This window comes from Actinacidiphila sp. bgisy145 (assembly GCF_057708125.1).
On sequence record NZ_JBYIRL010000030.1, the window covers coordinates 1 to 18713 of the forward strand.

Here is an 18713-nt window from a genome sequence, read left to right on the forward strand (position 1 = left end):
ATTCAGCTCGGGTTCCCCGGATTTATTCGGGGTACCCGGGCTTTTTTGCGTTGTACCGTCCGGACCATGGGATACGTGATACGGCCCGCGCGGCCGGACGAGTGGGAGCAGAGCCGGGAGTTGCGGTTGGCGGCACTCCAGGACCCGGTGGCTCCGGTGGCGTTCGCGAGGACGTACGCCGAGGAGTCGGCGATGGGCGACGAACGGTGGCGGCAGCGGGCGGCCGGGGCCGGCTCGCAGCAGTTCGCCGCCGTACGTGACGGGCGCTGGGTCGGGATGACCGTGGTGGTCGAGGAGCGTCCCGACTACTTCAGCGTGAACGCGGTCTACCTGGTGCCCGAGGAGCGGGGTACCGGGCTCGCCGACCGGTTGCTGGCGGCCGCCCTGGAGTGGGGCTGGCAGCGGACCGATCGGCTGCACCTGTGGGTGCACGAGAAGAACCCGCGAGCCGAGGCGTTCTACCGCCGGCACGGCTTCGCCCGGACCGGGCGGACGATGCGCTCACCGGTGGACGAGGCCTACATCGAGTACGAGTTGGCACTCGACCGGCCCTGAGCAGCGGTCCCTCGGAGTTCCTTGCACGTTCGGTCCGCGTGCGGTTTCCGCTCCGGTCTCCCGGCAACCGCGTTCTGTACGGTCACCTGCCGGCGCCGTTCTCCTGTGCTGCCACGGGTTTGTGACAGCAGCTACTGCACCATTGCGGCGGGGTTGACGGTGCGGAATGGTGGTCATGTGACCGGTCACTTGGGCTCCGGTTGCCGAGCTGACGCGTGCTGCACGCGTCCACAACAGGGAGGCTGCGCATGGGTACTGATGCGTCGTCCGAGAGAGCGTTAGAGGGTGAGGAGCGTCCTCCGCAGGCCGTCGGTGCGGAGAAGGACGCGAAGGGTGGGCCGGCGGCACGGAGGACCGGACGGGCGCGCGTGGGCGGGAAGGTGCTGCGGCGCGCGTCGATCCTGACGGTGGCGTCCGTGGTCGGTGTCCTGCACCTGACGGGCGGCGCCCTCGCCGACCCGCCCGGTGCGAACGGCGGGGCGCGCGCGGGTTCGTACGGGAGTGACAGCAGCGGGCAGGCGGGGCTCGGCGGTACCGGTGGCGGCCCGCAGTCCGGGGCGATCGGCATCGGCGGCGCCTTCGGCAACAGCTCCAACGGTGCTCCGGCGTCGGCCGGTATGAGCGTCGGCGACGGGAAGACCGGCGCCGGGGCGTCGTCGTACGGCGGGGGCACGAACTCGGCCGGTGCGGGCGCCTCGAAGGCCGGCCCGAGCGGCGGGCTGTCGACCGGCGACGCCACGGCGAGCGGTCCCGGGTCCGGGGCGAACTCCAACGCCGCGACCGGCAAGGGTTCGTCGTCCTCCGAGGCGTCCGGCGGCGGGCAGAGCGCGAGTGCGACGAGCGGGGCCAGCGGCAACGGCACCGCCGCCTCCGCCAGTACGAAGGGCGGCGGCTTCTCGGGCGCCAACTCCGAGTCCGGCTCGGTCGGTTCCTCCGCTGCCGCGTCCAGCGCCGTCGGCAACACCTCCGCGAGCACCGCCACGGGGCCGCTGGGCAGCGCGGGCAAGGCCGGGGTCGGGGTGAGCGGCGCGTCCGCGAGCACCTCGGCAGCTGGTACGTCCTCCGCCGGCACCGAGGCGGGCGGCAGCCAGGCGCAGGCGTCCGCGAGCAGTCCCTCGGGGCCGACCTCGGCCACGTCCACGGGGATCGGCAGTCCGTACGGCGGGGTCTCCTCGGCGACGGCCTCCGCGCCCGACGGCGGTACGGCGACCGCCCAGGCGCCCGGTACGGCACCCGCCAGCATCTCCGGTCCGCCCGGAACCAGCGTGTCGGCCAGCGCCTACAGCGGGGCGATAGCCGGCACCCCCGGAGCGATGATCGGATCGCCGTGGGGCGCCACCACGACGTCGACCTCGGCTCCTGCCGACGCGGCGCCCGCGGCCCCGGCCGCCCCTGCGGATTCGGCGCCCGCCGACTCGGCACCGGCCTCAGCGCCCGCCGACTCCGCGCCTGCCGCGCCTGCCGCGCCGGCGGCTCCGGTGGGAGACGCGGCTGCCGCGTCGGCACCCGGCGACGACGGCTCCTCGGACACCGCGTCCGCGGACGCGGGCAGCCCGGCCGGAGACGACGGCTCTTCCGAGGCCGCAGGCGATGCAGGCGATGCCGGGGCCGCCGGGGACAGCGGCGCGTCCGCGGACGGAGCCTCCGCCGACGGAGCTTCGTCCGATGGCGGCTCCTCCGACGCCAGCGCTTCGGCCTCCGCCGGCGATGGCGGCTCCTCCGATGGCGGTTATGGCGGCGACGGCGGCTACGGAGGCAGCGACGGCGGTTCTTCCGCGTCCGGCGGCTACGGCGGCGGCTCCGACGGTGGTTACGGCGGAGGCGACGGTGGGGGCGGCGACGGCGGCGGTTCCGGTGGCTACGGCGGCGGCTCCGGCAGCGGAGGCGACGGCGGTGGTGGCGACGGAGGGGGCTCCGGCGGCGGTTCCGGCGGTGGTGACGGTGGTGGCTCCGGCGGGGGCGGCGAGTAGGACGCGTCCCGTACGCGGCAGGCCCCGGGCGGTGACCCGTTGGGGCTGAACCGGGCGGCCGGCCACAGCATCGCCGTGGCCGGCCGCACGCCACCCGCCGCCCGCCGGCGCTACGGGCGCAACACCCCACCCGCCGACCCTGCGCTCACGCGGATCTCACGCGGACCTCACGCGATCCGCGTGAGGTCCGCGGCCTGCACGCCCCCGCGCAGCGGCTCCCCCTTGATCCAGCGCTCCACCTCGTCGACCGCGTAGGCGCCGAGCCGTTGGACCTCGCTGCCCTGGCAGCCGGCGATGTGCGGGGTGATCAGGACGTTCCGCAGGGAGAGCAGCGGGTGGCCGACGGGCAGCGGCTCGGGGTCGGTGACGTCGATGTAGGCGTCGATCCGTCCGCTGCCGCACTCGTGGGTGAGCGCGTCGGTGTCCACGAGCCGGCCCCGCGCGCTGTTGATGACGGTCGCGCCGTCCCGGAGCAGGGCGAGGCGTTCCGCGTTGAGCAGGTGCCGGGTCTCGGGGAGGTCGGGCGCGTGCACGGTGACGATGTCGCTGCGCCGGCACAGGTCGTCGAGGTCGACGAGCGTGGTGCCGAGGGCCTCGGCCTCCTCGGCGCTGACGTAGGGGTCGGCCAGCAGGACCCGGAAGCCCGCCGCGGCGGCGGTCAGGCGGGCGATGACGCCGCGTCCGATCCGCGAGGCGCCGATCACGCCGACGGTCGCGCCGTCGGCGCCCTGCCGCAGGCGCATCGCGGGTTCGCGTCCCGCGACGTAGCCAGCGGCGGTGCCGAGCGCGCGGTGGGAGGCGAGCCAGATCGTGGCCATGGTGTACTCCACGACCGGTGCGGCGTTGGCGTCGGCGGCTGAGGAGACGGCGATGCCGCGTGCCCAGACCTCCGGGGTGGCGTGGTGGCGCACGCTGCCTGCCGCGTGGATGGCGGCGGCCAGCCGCGGCATGCGGTCGAGCGTCGCGGTGTCGAGCACCGGGCAGCCCCAACCGGTCAGCAGCAGCCGGGCGCCGGCCAGCGCGTCGGCGGCCTCGGGGGCGGTCGGGTCGGTGACCGTGCCGGGGTGGACGTCGGCGAGCGCCTCGAGCCGGGCGCGCAGAGCGGTGGGCAGGACCAGGTCCACGATGTCGGGCCGCATCGCCAGCACCAGCTTCGGCCGCTCCGCCATGTCTGCTCCCTGCGTGTGGTGGTCGTGGTGGTGCTGCCTGTCCGCGTCCGTGCGGCCGGGGTGCGTGCACGGTGCCTGCCGGGTCCGAGCTGGTCCGGGCGGGTCCGCGCGGTGTCCCCCGTGGCGGCCGCGGTCGGCTGCCCGCTGTCCCGAGTCGGCGTGTAACCGGTTACCGCATCTGACGCGAAGCCTAGGTCGCCGCCCGGGGGGCGGTCAACGGCGCCATCGTGGCCGGGGGCGCCGTGACGGCGGTATTCTGCGGGTCAGGCGCGGAATTCGGCCACGGTACGGGCCTGCCGCGGGCCCGATGTGCCGGTGCGGCCGCCCGAGGCCGGGCCGTAACCGGTTAGATCAAGAGCCCGGGATGCCGGGTATCCGCCGGTCGTCGCGGCACCAGTACGCTGGGCGGCGGCGCGGTGGGCGTGCGGGCGGCTGCGACGGGACTGCGGACTGCGGATGGCGGAGATGGCGGAGCGTTCATCAGGGCCGGAGTTGGACCCGGGGCCGGGGCCGGGCGGCCGGGCGGGCCGGGGCAGCGGTCGGAGCACCATCCGGGACGTCGCCGATCGTGCGGGGGTGTCCGTCGCGACCGTCTCCCGGGTGCTGGCCGGAAACCACCCCACGTCGGCCGCGGCCCGCGCGAAGGTGCTGCGGGCGGTGAAGGACCTCGACTACGTCATCGACGGCCGGGCCCGGGCGCTGGCCGGCACCGGCCCGAAGACCATCGCGGTGGTCGTCTCCTCGGTGGACAGCGCCTTCTACACCGGTATCGCGCAGGGCGTGGAGCAGGAGGCCGCGGCCCGCGGCCGGCTGTGCCTGGTGTGCAGCCACGGCGGGGACGAGGCACGCGAGCTGGCGCTGCTCCAGATGATGCGCGAGCAGCGCGCGGAGTTCGTGGTGCTGGTCGGCGGTGTCGTTGAGGACGAGCGCTACCGGGCGCGCCTGGCGCAGTACGCGCACAGCCTGGCCGCGGCCGGCTCCCGGCTGGTGCTGTGCGGGCGGTCGGCGCCCAGCCCCGACATGCCGGTGCTGGTGGTGGAGTACGACAACGAGGCCGGCGCGTACGCGGTGGTCAGCCACCTGCTGTCGGCCGGGCACCGCGACATCCTCTTCCTGGGCGCGCTGCCGGGGCACTCCACCATCGAGCAGCGGATCAGCGGCTACCGGCGGGCGCTGGCCGACCATGGCGCAGGGGCGGCCGCCGAGCGGATCGCCGGGGTGGGGCTGCGCCGCGCGGACGGCCACGCGGCGATGCGGCAGCTTCTCGCGGACTGCGGCGGGCGCCCGGAGTTCACCGCGGTCTTCGCCGGTGACGACCATGTGGCGGCGGGCGCGATGGCGGCGCTGCGCGAGTACGGTCTGCGCACCCCGGGGGACGTCTCGGTCGTCGGCTACAACAACGACGGCCTGGCGCAGGACCTCAACCCGCCGCTGACCACGGTGAACATCCCGTCGTACGAACTGGGCCGGGAGTCGGTGCGGTTGGCGCTCGCGGAGAAGGCGGTGCTGGTGCCGGGAGGTGGGCCCCGGGTGCCGGTGCAGAGCCGCCACCTGCTGGGGACGCACCTGGTGCTGCGCGAGTCGGTGGGCCCGCCGCCCGCGCCGCGGGGCTGAAGCGGCGGCCGGGCGGCCCCGGTCAGTGGATGCGGACGGCGTCCGGGACGGTGGGCGGGAGTGCCTCGGCGGTGGCGTCGCCGAGCGCGAGCCGCATGTCGGCCTGCTGCCACAGCGGTGACCGCCAGCGGGCGGTGCCCTGTTCGGGCGAGCGCAGTACCGCGAGGGTCGGCAGCCCGGCGGCGCGGCCCTCGGCGAGGAGCACGGGAAGTTCGGGGACCGGGGCGAGTGCCGCGACGTCGTCGAGGACGAACGTCATTGGTGGGTCGAGCCGACCGGCGGGTGACCTTCCGGCCATGCGCCGGCCGTGCTCGACCACGCTGGAGACGAGTGCGGTCAGCAGGGGCATCGCACCCGGATGGGAACGCGGGTCCTCGATCCGTTCACCCACCACGTAGAGCGTTCCCCGTTCGGCGGTGAACGACTCCAGGTCGAGGCCGCCGGACTTGGCGGGGGTGCAGGCGTCGCGGATGTGCACCGAGTTCAGCGGTTCCAGGGCGCGCCGGATCAACGCCTGGGCGGCGTCCCGGCGTTCGGGGTGGGCGTGCAGCACCGACTCCAGTTCGCCGCTCCAACCCGAGGCGGCGGCGCGGTCGCTGCGCAGCACCCGGACCGCCTCACCGGCGCTCGACCCGCCCGCGGACCACCGCTGCACCTGGCGGAACGGCCGGCCGTCCACGGCGGCCGCGTGCAGCCAGCAGCGCAGGAGCGTCACGGCGGCGTCGTGCACGATCGCCTCGTCGGCGCGGGCGGTGCGCAGCGGGGCGAGCAGCGCGGCCGCGCGGGTGCGGGCGGTGTCGGGCCGTTCGCAGCCGCCGTGCGGTGCCCACCGCAGCCGGCCGGGCACGTCCACCAGGTGGGCGGGGTCGAAGACGTGCACGGGGCCGAGCTTCGCCCGGTTGCCGGCGGTCTGGTGGTAGGTGTCGGGGTCGGCGGTGGTCACCACCACCGGGCCGGCGGCGGCCAGTACGGCCGGCTGTACGACCTGCTTGGCCTTGTCGCCGCGCGGCGCGGCGAACAGCGCGTAGGTGCGGGTGATCTCGCCGTCGGCGAGCGCGGTCAGGGGTGCGGTGGCGGCCGGGCCGGGCGCCGGGCCGGCCGCGGCGGTGGCCGCGCCGGTGGGTACCAGGCCCTCGGCGTGCACCGGCGGGATCTGCGTGGTCGGGGCGTCCTCGGCGGCAGGGGTGCCGGGCGGGCCGGGGGGCACCGCGCGCGGCACCGTACGGAACCAGGCGTCCAGGCTCTCGTCGCCGCCGCGGGCGTACGACGGCGGGGCGGTGCGGCGGCGCGGTGCGGGTACCTCCGCGGGGGAGGCGCCGTCCTGTCCGCCCTGCTTCCCGGGCGCAAGCGCGTCGCCGTCGTCGCCGTCGTACTCGTCCTCGGCCTCGTAGGCGGCAGCGTCCTCGGCGTCCTCGGCGTCGTACCCGGACGCCTCCTGCGCGGGGTCCGGGGTGCGGGCGGCGCGGCGGGGTGTCCGGGTGCGGGGCGGGCGTTTGCCGCGCAGCCGGGCCACCGTGTTCAGCAGCCAGACGACGAAGACGACCAGCAGCGCGATCTGCGCGGCGAGCACCCACCAGAACAGCTGCGCCCCCGGCAGCTGCCCGCGGGGCACCTGGGGCCAGGCGGTGGCCATGTCGTGCGGCTGCGTCACGAGGAAGCGCATCGCGTGGGGGGTGCGGGTGAAGCGCACGCCCTGCGGCCAGGAGCCGTGGGCGAGCACCGCGGCGATCCCGGTCGCCGTCCACACCAGCAGGGTCACGCCGAGCAGGAGGCCGATGATCCCGACGATCAGGCCGTCGGGCAGGCCCCCTGTGCTCTCCTTCTTCCGGGCCGCCATGACCTCACGCCACCGCGTCGTCTGCCAGGTGCTTGGCGAGGGCGGCCTTCGCCGCGTGCGCCTCCGCCCGGGCCTCGGCCTCGGCTTCCGCCTCGGCCTCGATGCCGGCGAGGTGGTCCTGCGAGGACTCCGTCATCGCCCGGTCGGTGAAGACCAGGGGCCGTTCGGCCTCGGTGATCAGGTGCTTGACCACCTGTACGTTGCCGTTGACGTCCCACACCGCGATGCCGGGGGTGAGGGTGGGGATGATCTCCACCGCCCAGCGCGGCAGTCCCAGCACGCGGCCGGTGGCTCTCGCCTCGTCGGCCTTCTGGGCGTAGATGGTGCGGGTGGAGGCCATCTTCAGGATCGCCGCCGCCTCCTTGGCGGCGGCGCCGTCCACGACGTCGGACAGGTGGTGCACCACCGCCACGAAGGACAGGCCGAGCCGTCGGCCGAACTTCAGCAGCCGCTGGAAGAGCTGGGCGACGAACGGGGAGTTGATGATGTGCCAGGCCTCCTCGACCAGGAAGATGCGCTTCTTCCGGTCCGGCCTGATCCAGGTGTGCTCCAGCCACACGCCCACGATCGCCATCAGGATCGGCATCGCGATGGAGTTGCGGTCGATGTGGGAGAGGTCGAAGACGATCAGCGGCGAGTCCAGGTCGATGCCGGCGCTCGTCGGGCCGTCGAACATGCCGCGCAGGTCGCCGTCGACCAGCCGGTCCAGCACCAGCGCCACGTCCAGGCCCCAGGCGCGGACGTCGTCCAGGTCGACGTTCATCGCCTCGGCGGACTCCGCCACCGGGTGCCGCAGCCGCTCCACGATGTCGTTGAGGATCGGCTGGCGGTCCGTCACCGACTCGGCGACGTAGCTGTGCGCGACCTTCAGCGCGAAGCCGGACCGCTCGTCCAGGCCGCGGCCGAGAGCCACCTCGATGATGGTGCGCAGCAGCGCGAGCTGCCCGGTGACGGTGATCGCCGGGTCCAGCGGGTTGAGCTTGATGCCGCCGTCCAGGGCGGCCATCGGGTCCAGCCGGATCGGGGTCAGGCCCAGCGCCTGCGCGATCAGGTTCCACTCGCCGACGCCGTCCTCGCCCTGCGCGTCGAGCACCACGACCTGGCGGTCCTTGAACCGCAGCTGCCGCATCACGTAGGTCTTCTCCAGCGCCGACTTGCCGTTGCCGGACTCGCCGAGCACCAGCCAGTGCGGGGCGGGCAGCTGCTGGCCGTAGAGCTGGAACGGGTCGTAGATGTACCCCTTCCCGGAGTACACCTCGCGGCCGATGATCACACCGGAGTCGCCGAGGCCGGGCGCGGCGGTCGGCAGGTAGACCGCCTGCGCCTGGCCGGTGGAGGTGCGGACGGGCAGCCGGGTGGTCTCGACCCGGCCGAACAGGAAGCTGGTGAACGCGTCGGTGATCGCAGCCAGAGGGTCCAGCATGGGCATCGGTGGCCTCCTCCTCCGGGCGGGCTAGCGGCGGATGCCGGTAGCGAACGGCAACGTGTTCACGAAGGCCCGGTGGTGTTCACGATCGCACCATTCGAGCTTCAAATACGACTTACCCGCGGAAGCGCGGATGGTGCGCTTGTCGCGCGCCAGCGCTTCGGGGGAGCGCGCGGAGACCGTGATGTAGCCGACCAGGTTGACCCCGGCGGCGCCGCTGGCCAGGTCCTCGCCGCGCTGGTCGATCCGGCCGTGGTGGGCGACGTCCCGCGGGTCGACCACCCGGTTCATCTTCGCGGCGCGGCTCGCCTCGGCGTCGTCGTTGGTCTTCTCCGTCAGCATCCGCTCGATCGCGACGTCCGTGGGCTCCAGGTCCATGCAGACCGCGACGGTGCGGATCACGTCCGGGGTGTGCACCAGCAGCGGCGCGAGGAAGTTGACGCCCACCGGCGTCATCGGCCACTCCTTGACCCACGCGGTGGCGTGGTGCCAGGGCGCGCGGGTGCTGGACTCCCGGGTCTTCGCCTGGAGGAACGTCGGCTCGGTGGCGTCCAGTTCGGCCGGCCACGCGTTGCGGCGGGTCATCGCCTGGATGTGGTCGATCGGGTGGTCCGGGTCGTACATCGAGTGCACCAGCGACGCCAGGCGGGCCTGGCCGAGCGGCTGCCGGACCCGGATGTCGGCCTCGGCGAGGCGGGCGCAGATGTCGTTGAGCTCGCGCGCCATTACCGCGGCCAGACCGGCGTCCTTGTCCACCCGGGCGCCGTGGTGCGGGGTCGCGCGGGCCATCGCGTTGCCCTCGGCGGCCAGTTCGCGGGTGAAGTGCATGCACGCCACCAGGTAGGCGCGGTGCTGCTCGGAGGAGGTCGACACCATCGACTGGAGCTGGTCGTAGGAGTCCTGGAGCCAGCGCGGGGCGTCCGGTTCGCCGCGCTGCGCGACGTCCTTGGCGTGTGCGTCGGGGTCGGCCGGCAGCGTACGGGCGAGCATCTGAAGACGCGTCACGAAGCCGTCGCCGTTGGCCACGTGCTTGAGCAGCGTGCCGAAGCGCTCCACCAGGGCTTCCTGGTCCTCGCTGTCGCGCAGCCCGACGCCGGGGCCCTCGATCTCGATCGCCGCGGTGACGGTGCGGCGGTCGACGTGCAGCAGCACCGCCATCTCGTCCGGCCCGAACGGCGCGGCCAGCCAGGTGATCCGGCCGATGCCCGGCGGCGGCCCGACCTCGACCTCCTTGCCGTCCAGCGAGGTGCCCGCCTCCTGCGCCGAGGAGCGGTACGTCGGGGAGACCCGCAGGGTGCGGCGGTAGGCCCGGTTGATCTCGAACCAGCGGTAGAACGTGCGGCGCCGGTAGGGCATGTACACCGCGGCGAGTGCCAGTACCGGCCAGCCGACCAGGCCGATGATGCGCAGCAGCAGCACCGGGATGAGCAGGCCGGACATCATGCCCAGCGCCGCCCCGACGATGATCAGCGCGATCTCGCCGGTCTCGCGGTTCTTGCCGACGATCGCGTTGGGGCGCGCCTTGCCGATCAGGTATGTGCGGCGCGGTTGGGCGAACGGCTGGGTCGTCATCGGCGCTCACCTCCTTGGGAAGAGCCTTTGTTCGAACCCGGTGCCGGTCCGCGGCCGGGGCCGGACCGGTACGGGGAGCCGCCGAGCGGGCCGCTGCCCGAGCCGCCGCCCGAGCTGCCGGAGCCGCCCGAGCCGCCGGAGCCGCCGCGCGTGCTGTGCGCGGCCATGCCGCCGGCCACCGGGTTGGCGGGCTGGCCGCCGCCCTGGGCCTGCTCCTGCGGGCCGCCGCGGGCGCTGTGCGTGGTGATGCCCTGCCGGACCAGCGCGGCCGGCGAGGAGATCACCGCGGCCGCCGAGCTCTGGCCGCTCGCCTTGCGGTTGTTGCGCAGGCTGACCACGTCGTCGCCGAAGCCGGGCACGAAGCGGTAGATCATGGCGCTGGCGAAGATCGCCAGCAGGATGATCGCCAGGCCGGAGACGACCGCGGAGAACGAGTCCGGGCCGTTCTTCGACCCCGACAGGGCGCCGGCCAGGCCCAGCACGATCACGATCACCGGCTTCACCAGGATCACCGCGATCATGATGCCGGCCCAGCGCCTGACGTGGTGCCACATGTTCTTGTCCACCAGGCCCGCGTAGACCGCGGTGCCCAGCAGCGCGCCGACGTACAGCAGCGCGGCGCGGATCACCAGCTCCAGCCAGAGCACGCCCGCGGCCAGTACCGACACCAGCGAGACCACGATCAGCATGACCGGGCCGCCGCCGATGTCGTCGCCCTTCTTCAGGGCGCCGGAGAACGAGCCGAAGAACACGTCGGTGTTCGACTTGGTGCCCGACGAGATCACGTCGGTCACCGCGTCCGTGGCCGAGACCACGGTGTAGAGCACCAGCGGGGTGAAGGCGGAGGCGAGCACGGTCAGCCACAGGAAGCCGACCGCCTCGGTGAGCGCCTCGGTCATCGGCACCCCGCGCACCGCGCGCTTGGCGACGGCCAGCAGCCACAGGATCAGGGTGAGGATGGTGGAGGCGGCGAACACGACGGCGTACTGCCGCAGGAACTCGGTGTTGGTGAAGTCGACTTCGGTGGTCTTCGTCACCGCGGTGGACAGCTTGTCGATGGTCCAGGAGGCGGCTTCGGCGCAGCCCTTGCCGAGGGAGGTGAGCGGGTCGAGGCTGCTGGTGCCGCTGTCGCCCTTCGGTGAGACGGGCGTGGTGCCGCTGTTGCAGTAGTCCTTGGTCGGACCGGACAGCAGGCTGCAGGTGTCGTTGGTCGCCGAGGCGGACGGGGTCGGCGTCGGCGTGGCCGAGGGGTCCGCCATCGCGCGCGTCGCGGTGGTCCACAGGACCGTCTGCACGGCGACGACGGCTGCCGACAGGGGCAGGAGCCGGGTGCGGGCGCTACCGCGCATAGGTGAACCCTCCGTACTGCTGTACGGCACCCGCGATCTGGTCCGCCGTGGCGATCTGCTGGTCCCCGCTGACCGGCGCGGGCCCGTCCTGCTGGCTGGACGAGGCGATCTTCCAGTCGCCGCCCGAGCCTGCCGAGCCGCCTGAACCTCCCGACCCCGTCCTGCCCGGGGCCGACGCCTGCCACACCAGCTTCTCGGTGATGGTGAACCAGGAGGCGGTGACGGGCTTGGTGGAGTCCTTGCCGGCCAGGCCGGCCAGCGCGGTGCACCAGACCTCCACGGTCGCCGCGTCCGCGCTGCTCGCGGTGGTCTTCGTGCCGACCGGGATGGTCCGGGAGACCAGGGTCAGGCCCTGGGGCGCGGAGCCGTCCGGGTTGAGGCCGAGGGCCTTTATCGCGCCCGCGGAGTACGCCTGGTCGAGTGACGTCTGCAGGGACGCGGTCGCCGACGGGGCGTACACGGTGGCCACGATCCGGTGCCGGGTGGCGGTGTCGAACATGTCGACGCCGCCGAGGGCCACCGCGTAGTTGGCCGCGGCGGACTGGGCGCCCTGCTGGGTGTGGGCGAAGCCGGCCGGGATGCCGTTCGACGAGCCGGTGACGGGCAGTTCGCCGGTCGGCGCGGTGGCGGTGGCGGAGCTCTTCGCGGCGGAGCCACCGCTCCCGCTGCTGCCGCCGGAGCCGGCGTCGTCGGTGCTGGAGGAGGAGCCGCCGCCGCGGGTGGCGAACGCCAGCGCCGCGATGAGCACGACGATGACGCCCACGACGGTGACCAGGGCGCGCCGCGGCTGCGGGCGCCGCCCGGCCGGGCCGTGCGTGCCGTGGCCCTCGGGGAACCGGGTCCGGGTCGGGGGACCGTCCTGGCCGAGGCTCATCGTGCGGTCGCCCCCCGGGGCGCCGCGGGCACGGCGCGGAGGCGCGCGGCACGGCGGGGCGAGTCGCTGGGAACGACAGCGCTGCTTGGTTGAGTGGGCATCAGCACGCAGCCTCGGTCGGGACGGTGGAGCCTGGGACGGGCTCCGGGGGGAACAGGGGCACCCGCGGGTGCCGGTACGGCGGTTTCGCCCGGACGGGCTAGATCGCCATGCCGTAGACGATGGTGAACAGCGTGCCGAGGGAACCGATGATGAACACGCCGGTGAGCCCGGCGATGATCAGTCCCTTGCCCTGCTCCGCGCTGAAGGTGTCGCGTAGTGCGGTCGCGCCGATCCGTTGCTTGGCCGCGCCCCAGATGGCCAGGGCCAGGCACAGCAGGATCGCCACTGCCATGACCACCTCGACCATCACACGCGCTTCGTTGCCGAGGGAACCGAAGGGTCCCCAGTCCGGGGCGATGCCACCGATGATGGTGTTGATGTCGCCCTTCGCCGCTGCCAGATACATGTAACTCACCACCCCGCTCGATCAGTTGGCTCCCTCGCCGGGGCGCAAGGGGCCATCGTCTATCTTGACGGAGGATTCCGCTCTTGGATGTCGACTGGGCGACTTTCTCAGCGGATTGTCCGTGTGATCCGCCCCGCAGCAGCCACACTGGTGAACGGACCGGTGTTCGAGGGATACAGACGACTACTGTGTGTATCACGAGCATCACGTTAGGGCAACGAAGAGCGTGGGATCGTCCAAGGACCGGAAGGGTGGGGACTCGTGCGCCGGATCTGGCTCGTCGTCATCATCGCGCTGGGCCTGTGCTTTTCGTTCCTCGCGCTGCTCGTGGTGGGCACCTTCTCGGCCGCGGCGGGGCTGAGCGACGACGAGAACGGCCAGGCGGTGACGCTGGCTCAGGGCGCGGTGCCGGCCGAGTACGAGCCGCTCGTGGCGAAGTGGGGCAACCTGTGCGCGGCGCTCAACCCGGCGCTGCTGGCCGCGCAGCTGTACCAGGAGAGCGGCTGGAACGCGCACGCGCAGAGCGGGGCCGACGCGCAGGGCATCGCGCAGTTCATCCCGGGCACCTGGGCCACCCACGGCATCGACGCCAACGGCGACGGCAAGGCCGACGTGTGGGACCCGCAGGACGCGATCCCCTCGGCCGCCAGTTACGACTGCCAGCTGGCCTCCTACGTCAAGAACGTGCCCGGTGACAACACCGACAACATGCTGGCCTCCTACAACGCCGGCGCCTACGCGGTGATCAAGGCCGGCGGCGTCCCGCCGTACGCCGAGACGCAGCACTACGTGAAGATCATCCGCACGCTCGCGGAGAGCTTCGCGGCGCCGGTCGCCCGGTTGCAGCCGAGCCAGCAGGCCGCGGGTGCGATCACCTACGCGCAGTCGAAGCTCGGCACGAAGTACCTGTGGGGCGGCGAGGGCACGGCGGCGCAGGGCGGGCGGTTCGACTGCTCGGGGCTGACGCAGGCGTCGTACCGCGCGGTCGGGGTGACCCTGCCGCGGGTGGCCAACGACCAGTGGAACGCCGGGCCGCACCCGAGCCGCGCCGAGCTGCTCCCGGGCGACCTGGTCTTCTTCGCCTACGATCTGAGCGACCCGCGCTCCATCCACCACGTCGGGATCTACGTGGGCGGCGGGTACATGATCGACGCGCCGCACACCGGTGCGGTGATCCGGTTCGACCCGATCGACTCGCCCGACTACATCGGCGCGACGCGGGTCACCGAGGGCGGGGCGCAGGCGCTGCCCACCGCCTCGGCCGCCTCCTCAGCCGCCTCCTGACGGCCCGTCGCGGCGCCGCGGCGGCGGCCGGGCCGCCCGTTCGTACGACTGTTCTGCCTGGTCACCCTTGCATAACAGCATGGTGATCATCTGGCGAAGACCGGAACGCTACGTAGTGTGCCGGCCGTTGTACGGGGGAGAATGGGGCGAGACGCAAGCGACGGGGGTTGCGCACGAGCCGACCGTGGACGCATGTTCCGTGCGTTGCCCGATGAGGGGTGGACCCGATGGCGAAAGTCGCAGGCGACACTGTGAACCCCGACGTCAGCCTGCTGCGCGAGGTCAACGGCCTGTCCGGGCACACCCCGCACGGCGTGGACCGCGCGGTCGAGTGGATCGGCGGGTACGGCCTGGTCGCGCTGGCGTTCGTGCTGGCCCTGTGGTGCTGGTGGCGGGTGGCGCGGCGCGCCGAGGACGCGCCGGCCGCGGTCGCCGGGGTGCTGTGGTCGGGCCTGGCCGCCGGCGCCGCCACCCTGCTGGACCTGCCGATCCGGGCCCTGGTGCAAAGACCCCGGCCCTACGTCGACCACGACGGCCTGCGGGTGCTGGTGCACGACGGCGGCTACTCCTTCGTCAGCGTGCGCAGCGCGGTCATCGCCGCGGTCGCGGTCGGCCTGTTCACGGTGGACCGCAGGTTCGGCGCGATCGCGCTGCTCGCGGCCCTCGCCGAGGGGTTCTGCGACATCTACGTCGGCACGTACTACCCGACCGACGTGGTCGGCGGGTTCGCGCTCGGCGCCGCGACGGCCCTGCTGCTGACCGCGCCCGCGCTCGCACTGCTGACCGCGCTCACCACCCGGCTCTCCCGCGGCCGCGCCGCCCCCCTGGTCCGCGCCGCCCCCGGCCCCACCCCCGCCGCCCGCCGCCTCGACCCACGCGAAATCGGCCACCACGCCACCGACAAGGACCTCGCGGCGTAGCCCGGCCCGTCCCCCGCGGCCGGCCCGCGTGCCGGGCGCGTCACGGATCGAACCATCCGCTTCCAGACACATGCTCCTCCCCGGTACCGTCGGACCGCTTGCTTCACGCACGTTGACGAATCACACGGGGGATGCCATCGTGACCCGCTCTTTCCTTCCCACCGCGGCGGTCACCTCGGCCCTGGCCGCGGCCGCTGTACTGCTCGCGGGCTGCGGCGGCGGCTCGGGGGGCTCGAAGACGATCGACTCGTCGGACCGGACGACGACGTCCGCTGCCGCCCCGACGCAGACGGCGACGGCGACACCCTCCGACCAGGCGAAGGGGCCGTCGACGGCGTTGCCGAAGGACCTGACGATGACGTTCGACTGGCCCTCGACCGGGGACGCCACGAAGGACGCCGTGCTCGACGGCGGTCGGCAGTACCTGAAGGCGTACAACCGTGCCGCGGCGGCCCACGACCTGAAGGACCCCGCGTACCAGTTCTACTCGCGGGACGACGCGCTGACGTACGCCCGCGACCAGATCAACCAGAACATCAAGGACGATCTGGCCCCCACGGGTCTCGACCGCTACTACTCGGCGACGGTGTCCGACGTGCAGGCCGGGTCGGCCACGCTGAGCTTCTGCGAGGACCAGAGCAAGAGCTACAGCAAGGAGGTCAAGACGGGGAAGGTACTGGTGACGACACCGAGCATCGACGACTACTACCAGTACAACCTGCTGCTGTTCAAGGACACGTCGAACGGTGTGTGGCAGGCGTCGAAGATCACCGTGCTGGAGGCGCCGAAATGCAAACGCTGAGGCGTCGCTCAGCAGGGATATGCGTGGTGGCGGCGGTGGCCCTGGTCGTGGTCGGCAGCGGGTCGGCGTCCGCCCGGCGCACGACCACGACGACGACCGGCGGGAGCAAGGACGGCTCCATCGACGCCTCCGTCAGCGCCTATGAGGTCACGTACACCCCGGCGACACCGCCCAAGGGGCACCCGCTCGCGGCGAACAACGGGTGGACTCCGCCCGCGTGCTGGCAGGCGCCCGCCGCGACTCCCGCGGAGTTGAAGGCGGAGCGGGAGGCGGTGTGGGCGGAGGACTCCACCGGCTACGCGTGGGACGCGGCCCAGCAGGACTACTACGTCAAGGGGCACCCGCACAAGGACTTCGAGCTCGCCAACGCCGGCAAGGGCATGTGGTGGAACGGCCAGGTGAATCCGAACCGGATCGCGGACCCCGCCTCGCTGAAGTGCTTCAAGGAGCAGGACGACTGGGTGCTCGACGGCGACACCCCGCCCGACCCCCAAGGCCCGGTGGTGACCCCGGAGATCCTCGCGCAGTCGGCCTACGACCGCATTCGCATCCCGGAGAACCCGGTGCAACTCTCCCCGGCCGCGGACCACGTGCAGACGGTGAACGTCAACACCTGGGCGTGGCTGGACAAGGGGGACGTCGCACCGGTGTCGGTCACCGCCAGGCTGGCCTCGCTGAACATGTGGGCCACGACGACGGCGACACCCGAGGGGCTCCACCTCAAGGCCGGCACCCCGGACGCCGACCTCTACCCCGCGTCCGGTGACTGCCTGCTCAACGCGGACGGCTCGATCGGCACCGCGTACGTCAGCAGCGACGGCAACGGTGTTCCGCCCTGCGGTCTCACCTACCGGCGCTCGTCGGACGGCGGCACCTTCCCGCTCAGCGCGACCATCACCTGGAAGGTGACCTGGACCGGCAGCGGCGGCACCGGCGGGAACCTTCCCGGCGGCAGCTTCGAGTTCGACCAGGACGTCCGGGTCCAGGAGATCCAGTCCGTCAACCGCTGAACGGCCCCCGGCGGCGCTTCACCTGACGGCCGGTCGACGCCGGCGGCCCGTCACAGGGCCTGGGGGAAGTCGAAGAGGCGGGTGGGGTCGAGTTGCTTCTTCAGGGCCGTGAGGCGGGCGGCGTTCGGGCCGTAGTAGGCGGTGCGCCAGTCGGACAGGGACGGGTCGGTGTAGTTCTGGTAGGCGCCGCCGGAGGCGTAGCGGCGCATCGCGGTGTGGGTGGAGTTCAGCCAGGTGGTGTCGGCCAGGGCGTGGGAGGCGAGGTACTGGGCGAGGAAGCGTGAGCTGCGGTGCGCGAAGGCGGTGGCGGTGGCCGAGGGGCGGTTGACCGCGCCGCCCAGCGCGGTGAGGGCGATGCTGCCGGCCCCGCCGCCGGACCGCCCGGCGAGTTGCTGGACCTGAGCCAGGAGGGCCTGGACGCCGCCGTCCGGGAGGTTCACGTCGTAGAAGTCCGAGCGCGCGGTGTATGTGTCACGCTCCAGGCTGCCGGCCGGCGCCAGGTGGCACTGGGCGGCGCTGCGGCCCTCGCAGCCGGCGTAGGAGAACATCGCGTCGACGTAGGTGTGCGGCCGCAGCGAGACCGAGGCGGCGGGGGAGCCGACCGCGGTGGCCAGCCGGTCCGCTGCCGCGGCGAGGTCGTCGCGGGAACCGGTGGACGTCATCGCCACCGAGACGGTCGGGGTCTGGCCGACCGTGCAGTTCAGGTCGAGCGCGGACCAGATGTGGTCCGGCAGGTCCGGGCCCCAGCTCTGCCAGCCGCGGACGAGGTCGGCGGCGCGGCTCCACGGCCAGGTCAGGTAGCCGGTGACGACGTCGGGCACCGGGTGGGTGGCGAACGTCAGGGACGTCACCACCCCGAAGTTGCCGTTGCCGGCGCCGCGCAGCGCCCAGAAGATGTCGGGTTCGGCGTCGGCCGAGACCTCGTGGCTGCGGCCGTCGGCGGTGATCAGCGTCGCACCGGTGAGGTTGTCGCAGGTCAGCCCCATCGAACGGCTCATCACGCCATGGCCGCCGCCGAGTGCGAGCCCGGAGACGCCCACTGACGGGCAGGAGCCGCCCGGCACCGTCCTGCCCTGCTGGGCAAGGGTGTTGTAGACGTCGATGAGCTTCGCGCCCGCGCCGATCGTGGCGGTGGTGCCGTCCAGCCGGATCGAGTCGAGCTTCGAGACGTCCACGATCAGGCGGCCGTCGCCGCTGGACCAGCCCGCGTACGAGTGGCCGCCGCTGCGGACCACCGGGGTCGTGCCGGTGCGGCGGGCGAAGTCCAGGCAGGTGCGGATGTCGTCGGCGCCGGTGACGTACGCGACCGCCGCCGGGCGCAGCGAGTCGAACCTGGTGTTGTACAGGCGGTGGTCGAGCTCGTAGGCGCTGTCCTGCGGGCGGACCAGGGTGCCGTCCAGGGACTTCGCCAGCGTCGGCCAGTCCGGCTTCACCGGGGAGGCGGTCGCCGAGGCCAACGGGGTCGCGGACGTGGCGGCCGTCGAACCCGGCGTGCCGGACGGGGCTTTCGCGTCGTCCCCGCCGTCGTCGTCGCACCCGCTCAGTACGGTCGCCGCCAGCGCTCCGCCGCCCGCCATCAGCGCGGTGCGCCGCGCGAGTCCGCGGGGGCTGCCGCCCCGGTTCGGGCTGTCGGACCGGGCCGTGCGTTCCACCGTTGCCACCCTCGCGTCAGGCCCTCCGGCGCGGGAGGTGGGTGCCTTCTCCCGCACCCGTGCCGCTCAGAATCCCAAGACGCCGCACCCCCGTTGCCGGTTGCGGGTTTTTGCGGGCGGTGGCGGTCGGTGCCGGTCGGTGGCGGGTGGGGCGCCCCGGACCGGCCGCCG

General features: G+C 73.4%; 15 protein-coding genes. 7 read left to right on the plus strand and 8 right to left on the minus strand.

The features are described from left to right. Window positions 1-66 precede the first annotated feature (66 nt). Together AC3ERT_RS25105 and AC3ERT_RS25110 are read left to right on the plus strand one after the other, a co-directional pair. Window positions 67-555: a GNAT family N-acetyltransferase gene (locus AC3ERT_RS25105; protein WP_435176930.1), complete on the plus strand. Its 489-nt coding sequence runs from the start codon at window positions 67-69 to the stop codon at window positions 553-555. A 368-nt stretch (window positions 556-923) separates the two neighbouring features. Beyond that, window positions 924-2525: a hypothetical protein gene (locus AC3ERT_RS25110; protein ID WP_435176932.1), complete on the plus strand. Its 1602-nt coding sequence runs from the start codon at window positions 924-926 to the stop codon at window positions 2523-2525. 167 nt (window positions 2526-2692) lie between these two features. On the opposite strand, the gene AC3ERT_RS25115 is transcribed toward AC3ERT_RS25110, so the two are convergent. After that, entirely contained in the window at window positions 2693-3694 is a 1002-nt protein-coding gene (locus tag AC3ERT_RS25115) for a hydroxyacid dehydrogenase (protein ID WP_435176934.1), read from the minus strand. Window positions 3695-4159: 465 nt separating this feature from the next. Between AC3ERT_RS25115 and AC3ERT_RS25120 the strand changes: the two genes are divergently transcribed. Then, a complete protein-coding gene (locus AC3ERT_RS25120; RefSeq protein WP_335981395.1) occupies window positions 4160-5308 on the plus strand; it encodes a LacI family DNA-binding transcriptional regulator in 1149 nt (382 codons plus the stop codon). Window positions 5309-5330: 22 nt separating this feature from the next. Here AC3ERT_RS25120 and AC3ERT_RS25125 read toward each other — a convergent pair whose 3' ends face one another. From AC3ERT_RS25125 to AC3ERT_RS25150, 6 genes are all read right to left on the minus strand, one after another. Then, a complete protein-coding gene (locus tag AC3ERT_RS25125) occupies window positions 5331-7145 on the minus strand; it encodes a type IV secretory system conjugative DNA transfer family protein (RefSeq protein WP_435176936.1) in 1815 nt (604 codons plus the stop codon). Between the two features lie 4 nt (window positions 7146-7149). Further along, window positions 7150-8568, minus strand: coding sequence for an ATP-binding protein (locus AC3ERT_RS25130; protein WP_335981200.1), 1419 nt, complete (start codon window positions 8566-8568; stop codon window positions 7150-7152). Window positions 8569-8598: 30 nt separating this feature from the next. Beyond that, complete coding sequence (locus AC3ERT_RS25135; RefSeq protein ID WP_435176938.1) at window positions 8599-10143, minus strand: SCO6880 family protein; 1545 nt, start codon at window positions 10141-10143, stop codon at window positions 8599-8601. Further along, window positions 10140-11492, minus strand: coding sequence for a hypothetical protein (locus AC3ERT_RS25140; protein ID WP_435176940.1), 1353 nt, complete (start codon window positions 11490-11492; stop codon window positions 10140-10142). The genes AC3ERT_RS25135 and AC3ERT_RS25140 overlap by 4 nt, the downstream gene beginning before the upstream one ends. Continuing rightward, window positions 11482-12366, minus strand: coding sequence for a hypothetical protein (locus tag AC3ERT_RS25145; RefSeq protein ID WP_335981204.1), 885 nt, complete (start codon window positions 12364-12366; stop codon window positions 11482-11484). The genes AC3ERT_RS25140 and AC3ERT_RS25145 overlap by 11 nt, the downstream gene beginning before the upstream one ends. 199 nt (window positions 12367-12565) lie before the next feature. Continuing rightward, window positions 12566-12874: a hypothetical protein gene (locus tag AC3ERT_RS25150; RefSeq protein ID WP_202238823.1), complete on the minus strand. Its 309-nt coding sequence runs from the start codon at window positions 12872-12874 to the stop codon at window positions 12566-12568. A 261-nt stretch (window positions 12875-13135) separates the two neighbouring features. On the opposite strand from AC3ERT_RS25150, the gene AC3ERT_RS25155 reads away from it, so the two are divergent. From AC3ERT_RS25155 to AC3ERT_RS25170, 4 genes are all read left to right on the plus strand, one after another. Next, window positions 13136-14158, plus strand: coding sequence for an NlpC/P60 family protein (locus AC3ERT_RS25155; protein ID WP_335981205.1), 1023 nt, complete (start codon window positions 13136-13138; stop codon window positions 14156-14158). Window positions 14159-14385: 227 nt separating this feature from the next. Then, entirely contained in the window at window positions 14386-15078 is a 693-nt protein-coding gene (locus AC3ERT_RS25160) for a phosphatase PAP2 family protein (RefSeq protein ID WP_335981206.1), read from the plus strand. A gap of 139 nt (window positions 15079-15217) precedes the next feature. Continuing rightward, on the plus strand, window positions 15218-15880 hold the full coding sequence (locus AC3ERT_RS25165) for a hypothetical protein (RefSeq protein ID WP_335981207.1): 663 nt from the start codon (window positions 15218-15220) through the stop codon (window positions 15878-15880). Window positions 15881-15906: 26 nt separating this feature from the next. After that, entirely contained in the window at window positions 15907-16890 is a 984-nt protein-coding gene (locus AC3ERT_RS25170; protein ID WP_435176943.1) for a hypothetical protein, read from the plus strand. Between the two features lie 50 nt (window positions 16891-16940). Here AC3ERT_RS25170 and AC3ERT_RS25175 read toward each other — a convergent pair whose 3' ends face one another. Continuing rightward, the gene (locus AC3ERT_RS25175) at window positions 16941-18467 is read right to left on the minus strand and encodes an FAD-binding oxidoreductase (RefSeq protein WP_435177038.1); all 1527 of its coding nucleotides are present in this window, start codon (window positions 18465-18467) and stop codon (window positions 16941-16943) included. Window positions 18468-18713 lie beyond the last annotated feature (246 nt).

Excerpts from the sequence above, each read along its gene's own strand:
- AC3ERT_RS25135 (WP_435176938.1), bottom strand. The coding sequence starts at position 10,143 with ATGACGACCCAGCCGTTCGCCCAACCGCGCCGCACATACCTGATCGGC.
- AC3ERT_RS25115 (WP_435176934.1), bottom strand. The coding sequence starts at position 3,694 with ATGGCGGAGCGGCCGAAGCTGGTGCTGGCGATGCGGCCCGACATCGTG.
- AC3ERT_RS25120 (WP_335981395.1), top strand. The coding sequence starts at position 4,160 with ATGGCGGAGCGTTCATCAGGGCCGGAGTTGGACCCGGGGCCGGGGCCG.
- AC3ERT_RS25160 (WP_335981206.1), top strand. The coding sequence starts at position 14,386 with ATGGCGAAAGTCGCAGGCGACACTGTGAACCCCGACGTCAGCCTGCTG.
- AC3ERT_RS25175 (WP_435177038.1), bottom strand. The coding sequence starts at position 18,467 with ATGGCGGGCGGCGGAGCGCTGGCGGCGACCGTACTGAGCGGGTGCGAC.
- AC3ERT_RS25140 (WP_435176940.1), bottom strand. The coding sequence starts at position 11,492 with ATGCGCGGTAGCGCCCGCACCCGGCTCCTGCCCCTGTCGGCAGCCGTC.
- AC3ERT_RS25145 (WP_335981204.1), bottom strand. The coding sequence starts at position 12,366 with ATGAGCCTCGGCCAGGACGGTCCCCCGACCCGGACCCGGTTCCCCGAG.
- AC3ERT_RS25125 (WP_435176936.1), bottom strand. The coding sequence starts at position 7,145 with ATGGCGGCCCGGAAGAAGGAGAGCACAGGGGGCCTGCCCGACGGCCTG.
- AC3ERT_RS25150 (WP_202238823.1), bottom strand. The coding sequence starts at position 12,874 with ATGTATCTGGCAGCGGCGAAGGGCGACATCAACACCATCATCGGTGGC.
- AC3ERT_RS25105 (WP_435176930.1), top strand. The coding sequence starts at position 67 with ATGGGATACGTGATACGGCCCGCGCGGCCGGACGAGTGGGAGCAGAGC.
- AC3ERT_RS25130 (WP_335981200.1), bottom strand. The coding sequence starts at position 8,568 with ATGCTGGACCCTCTGGCTGCGATCACCGACGCGTTCACCAGCTTCCTG.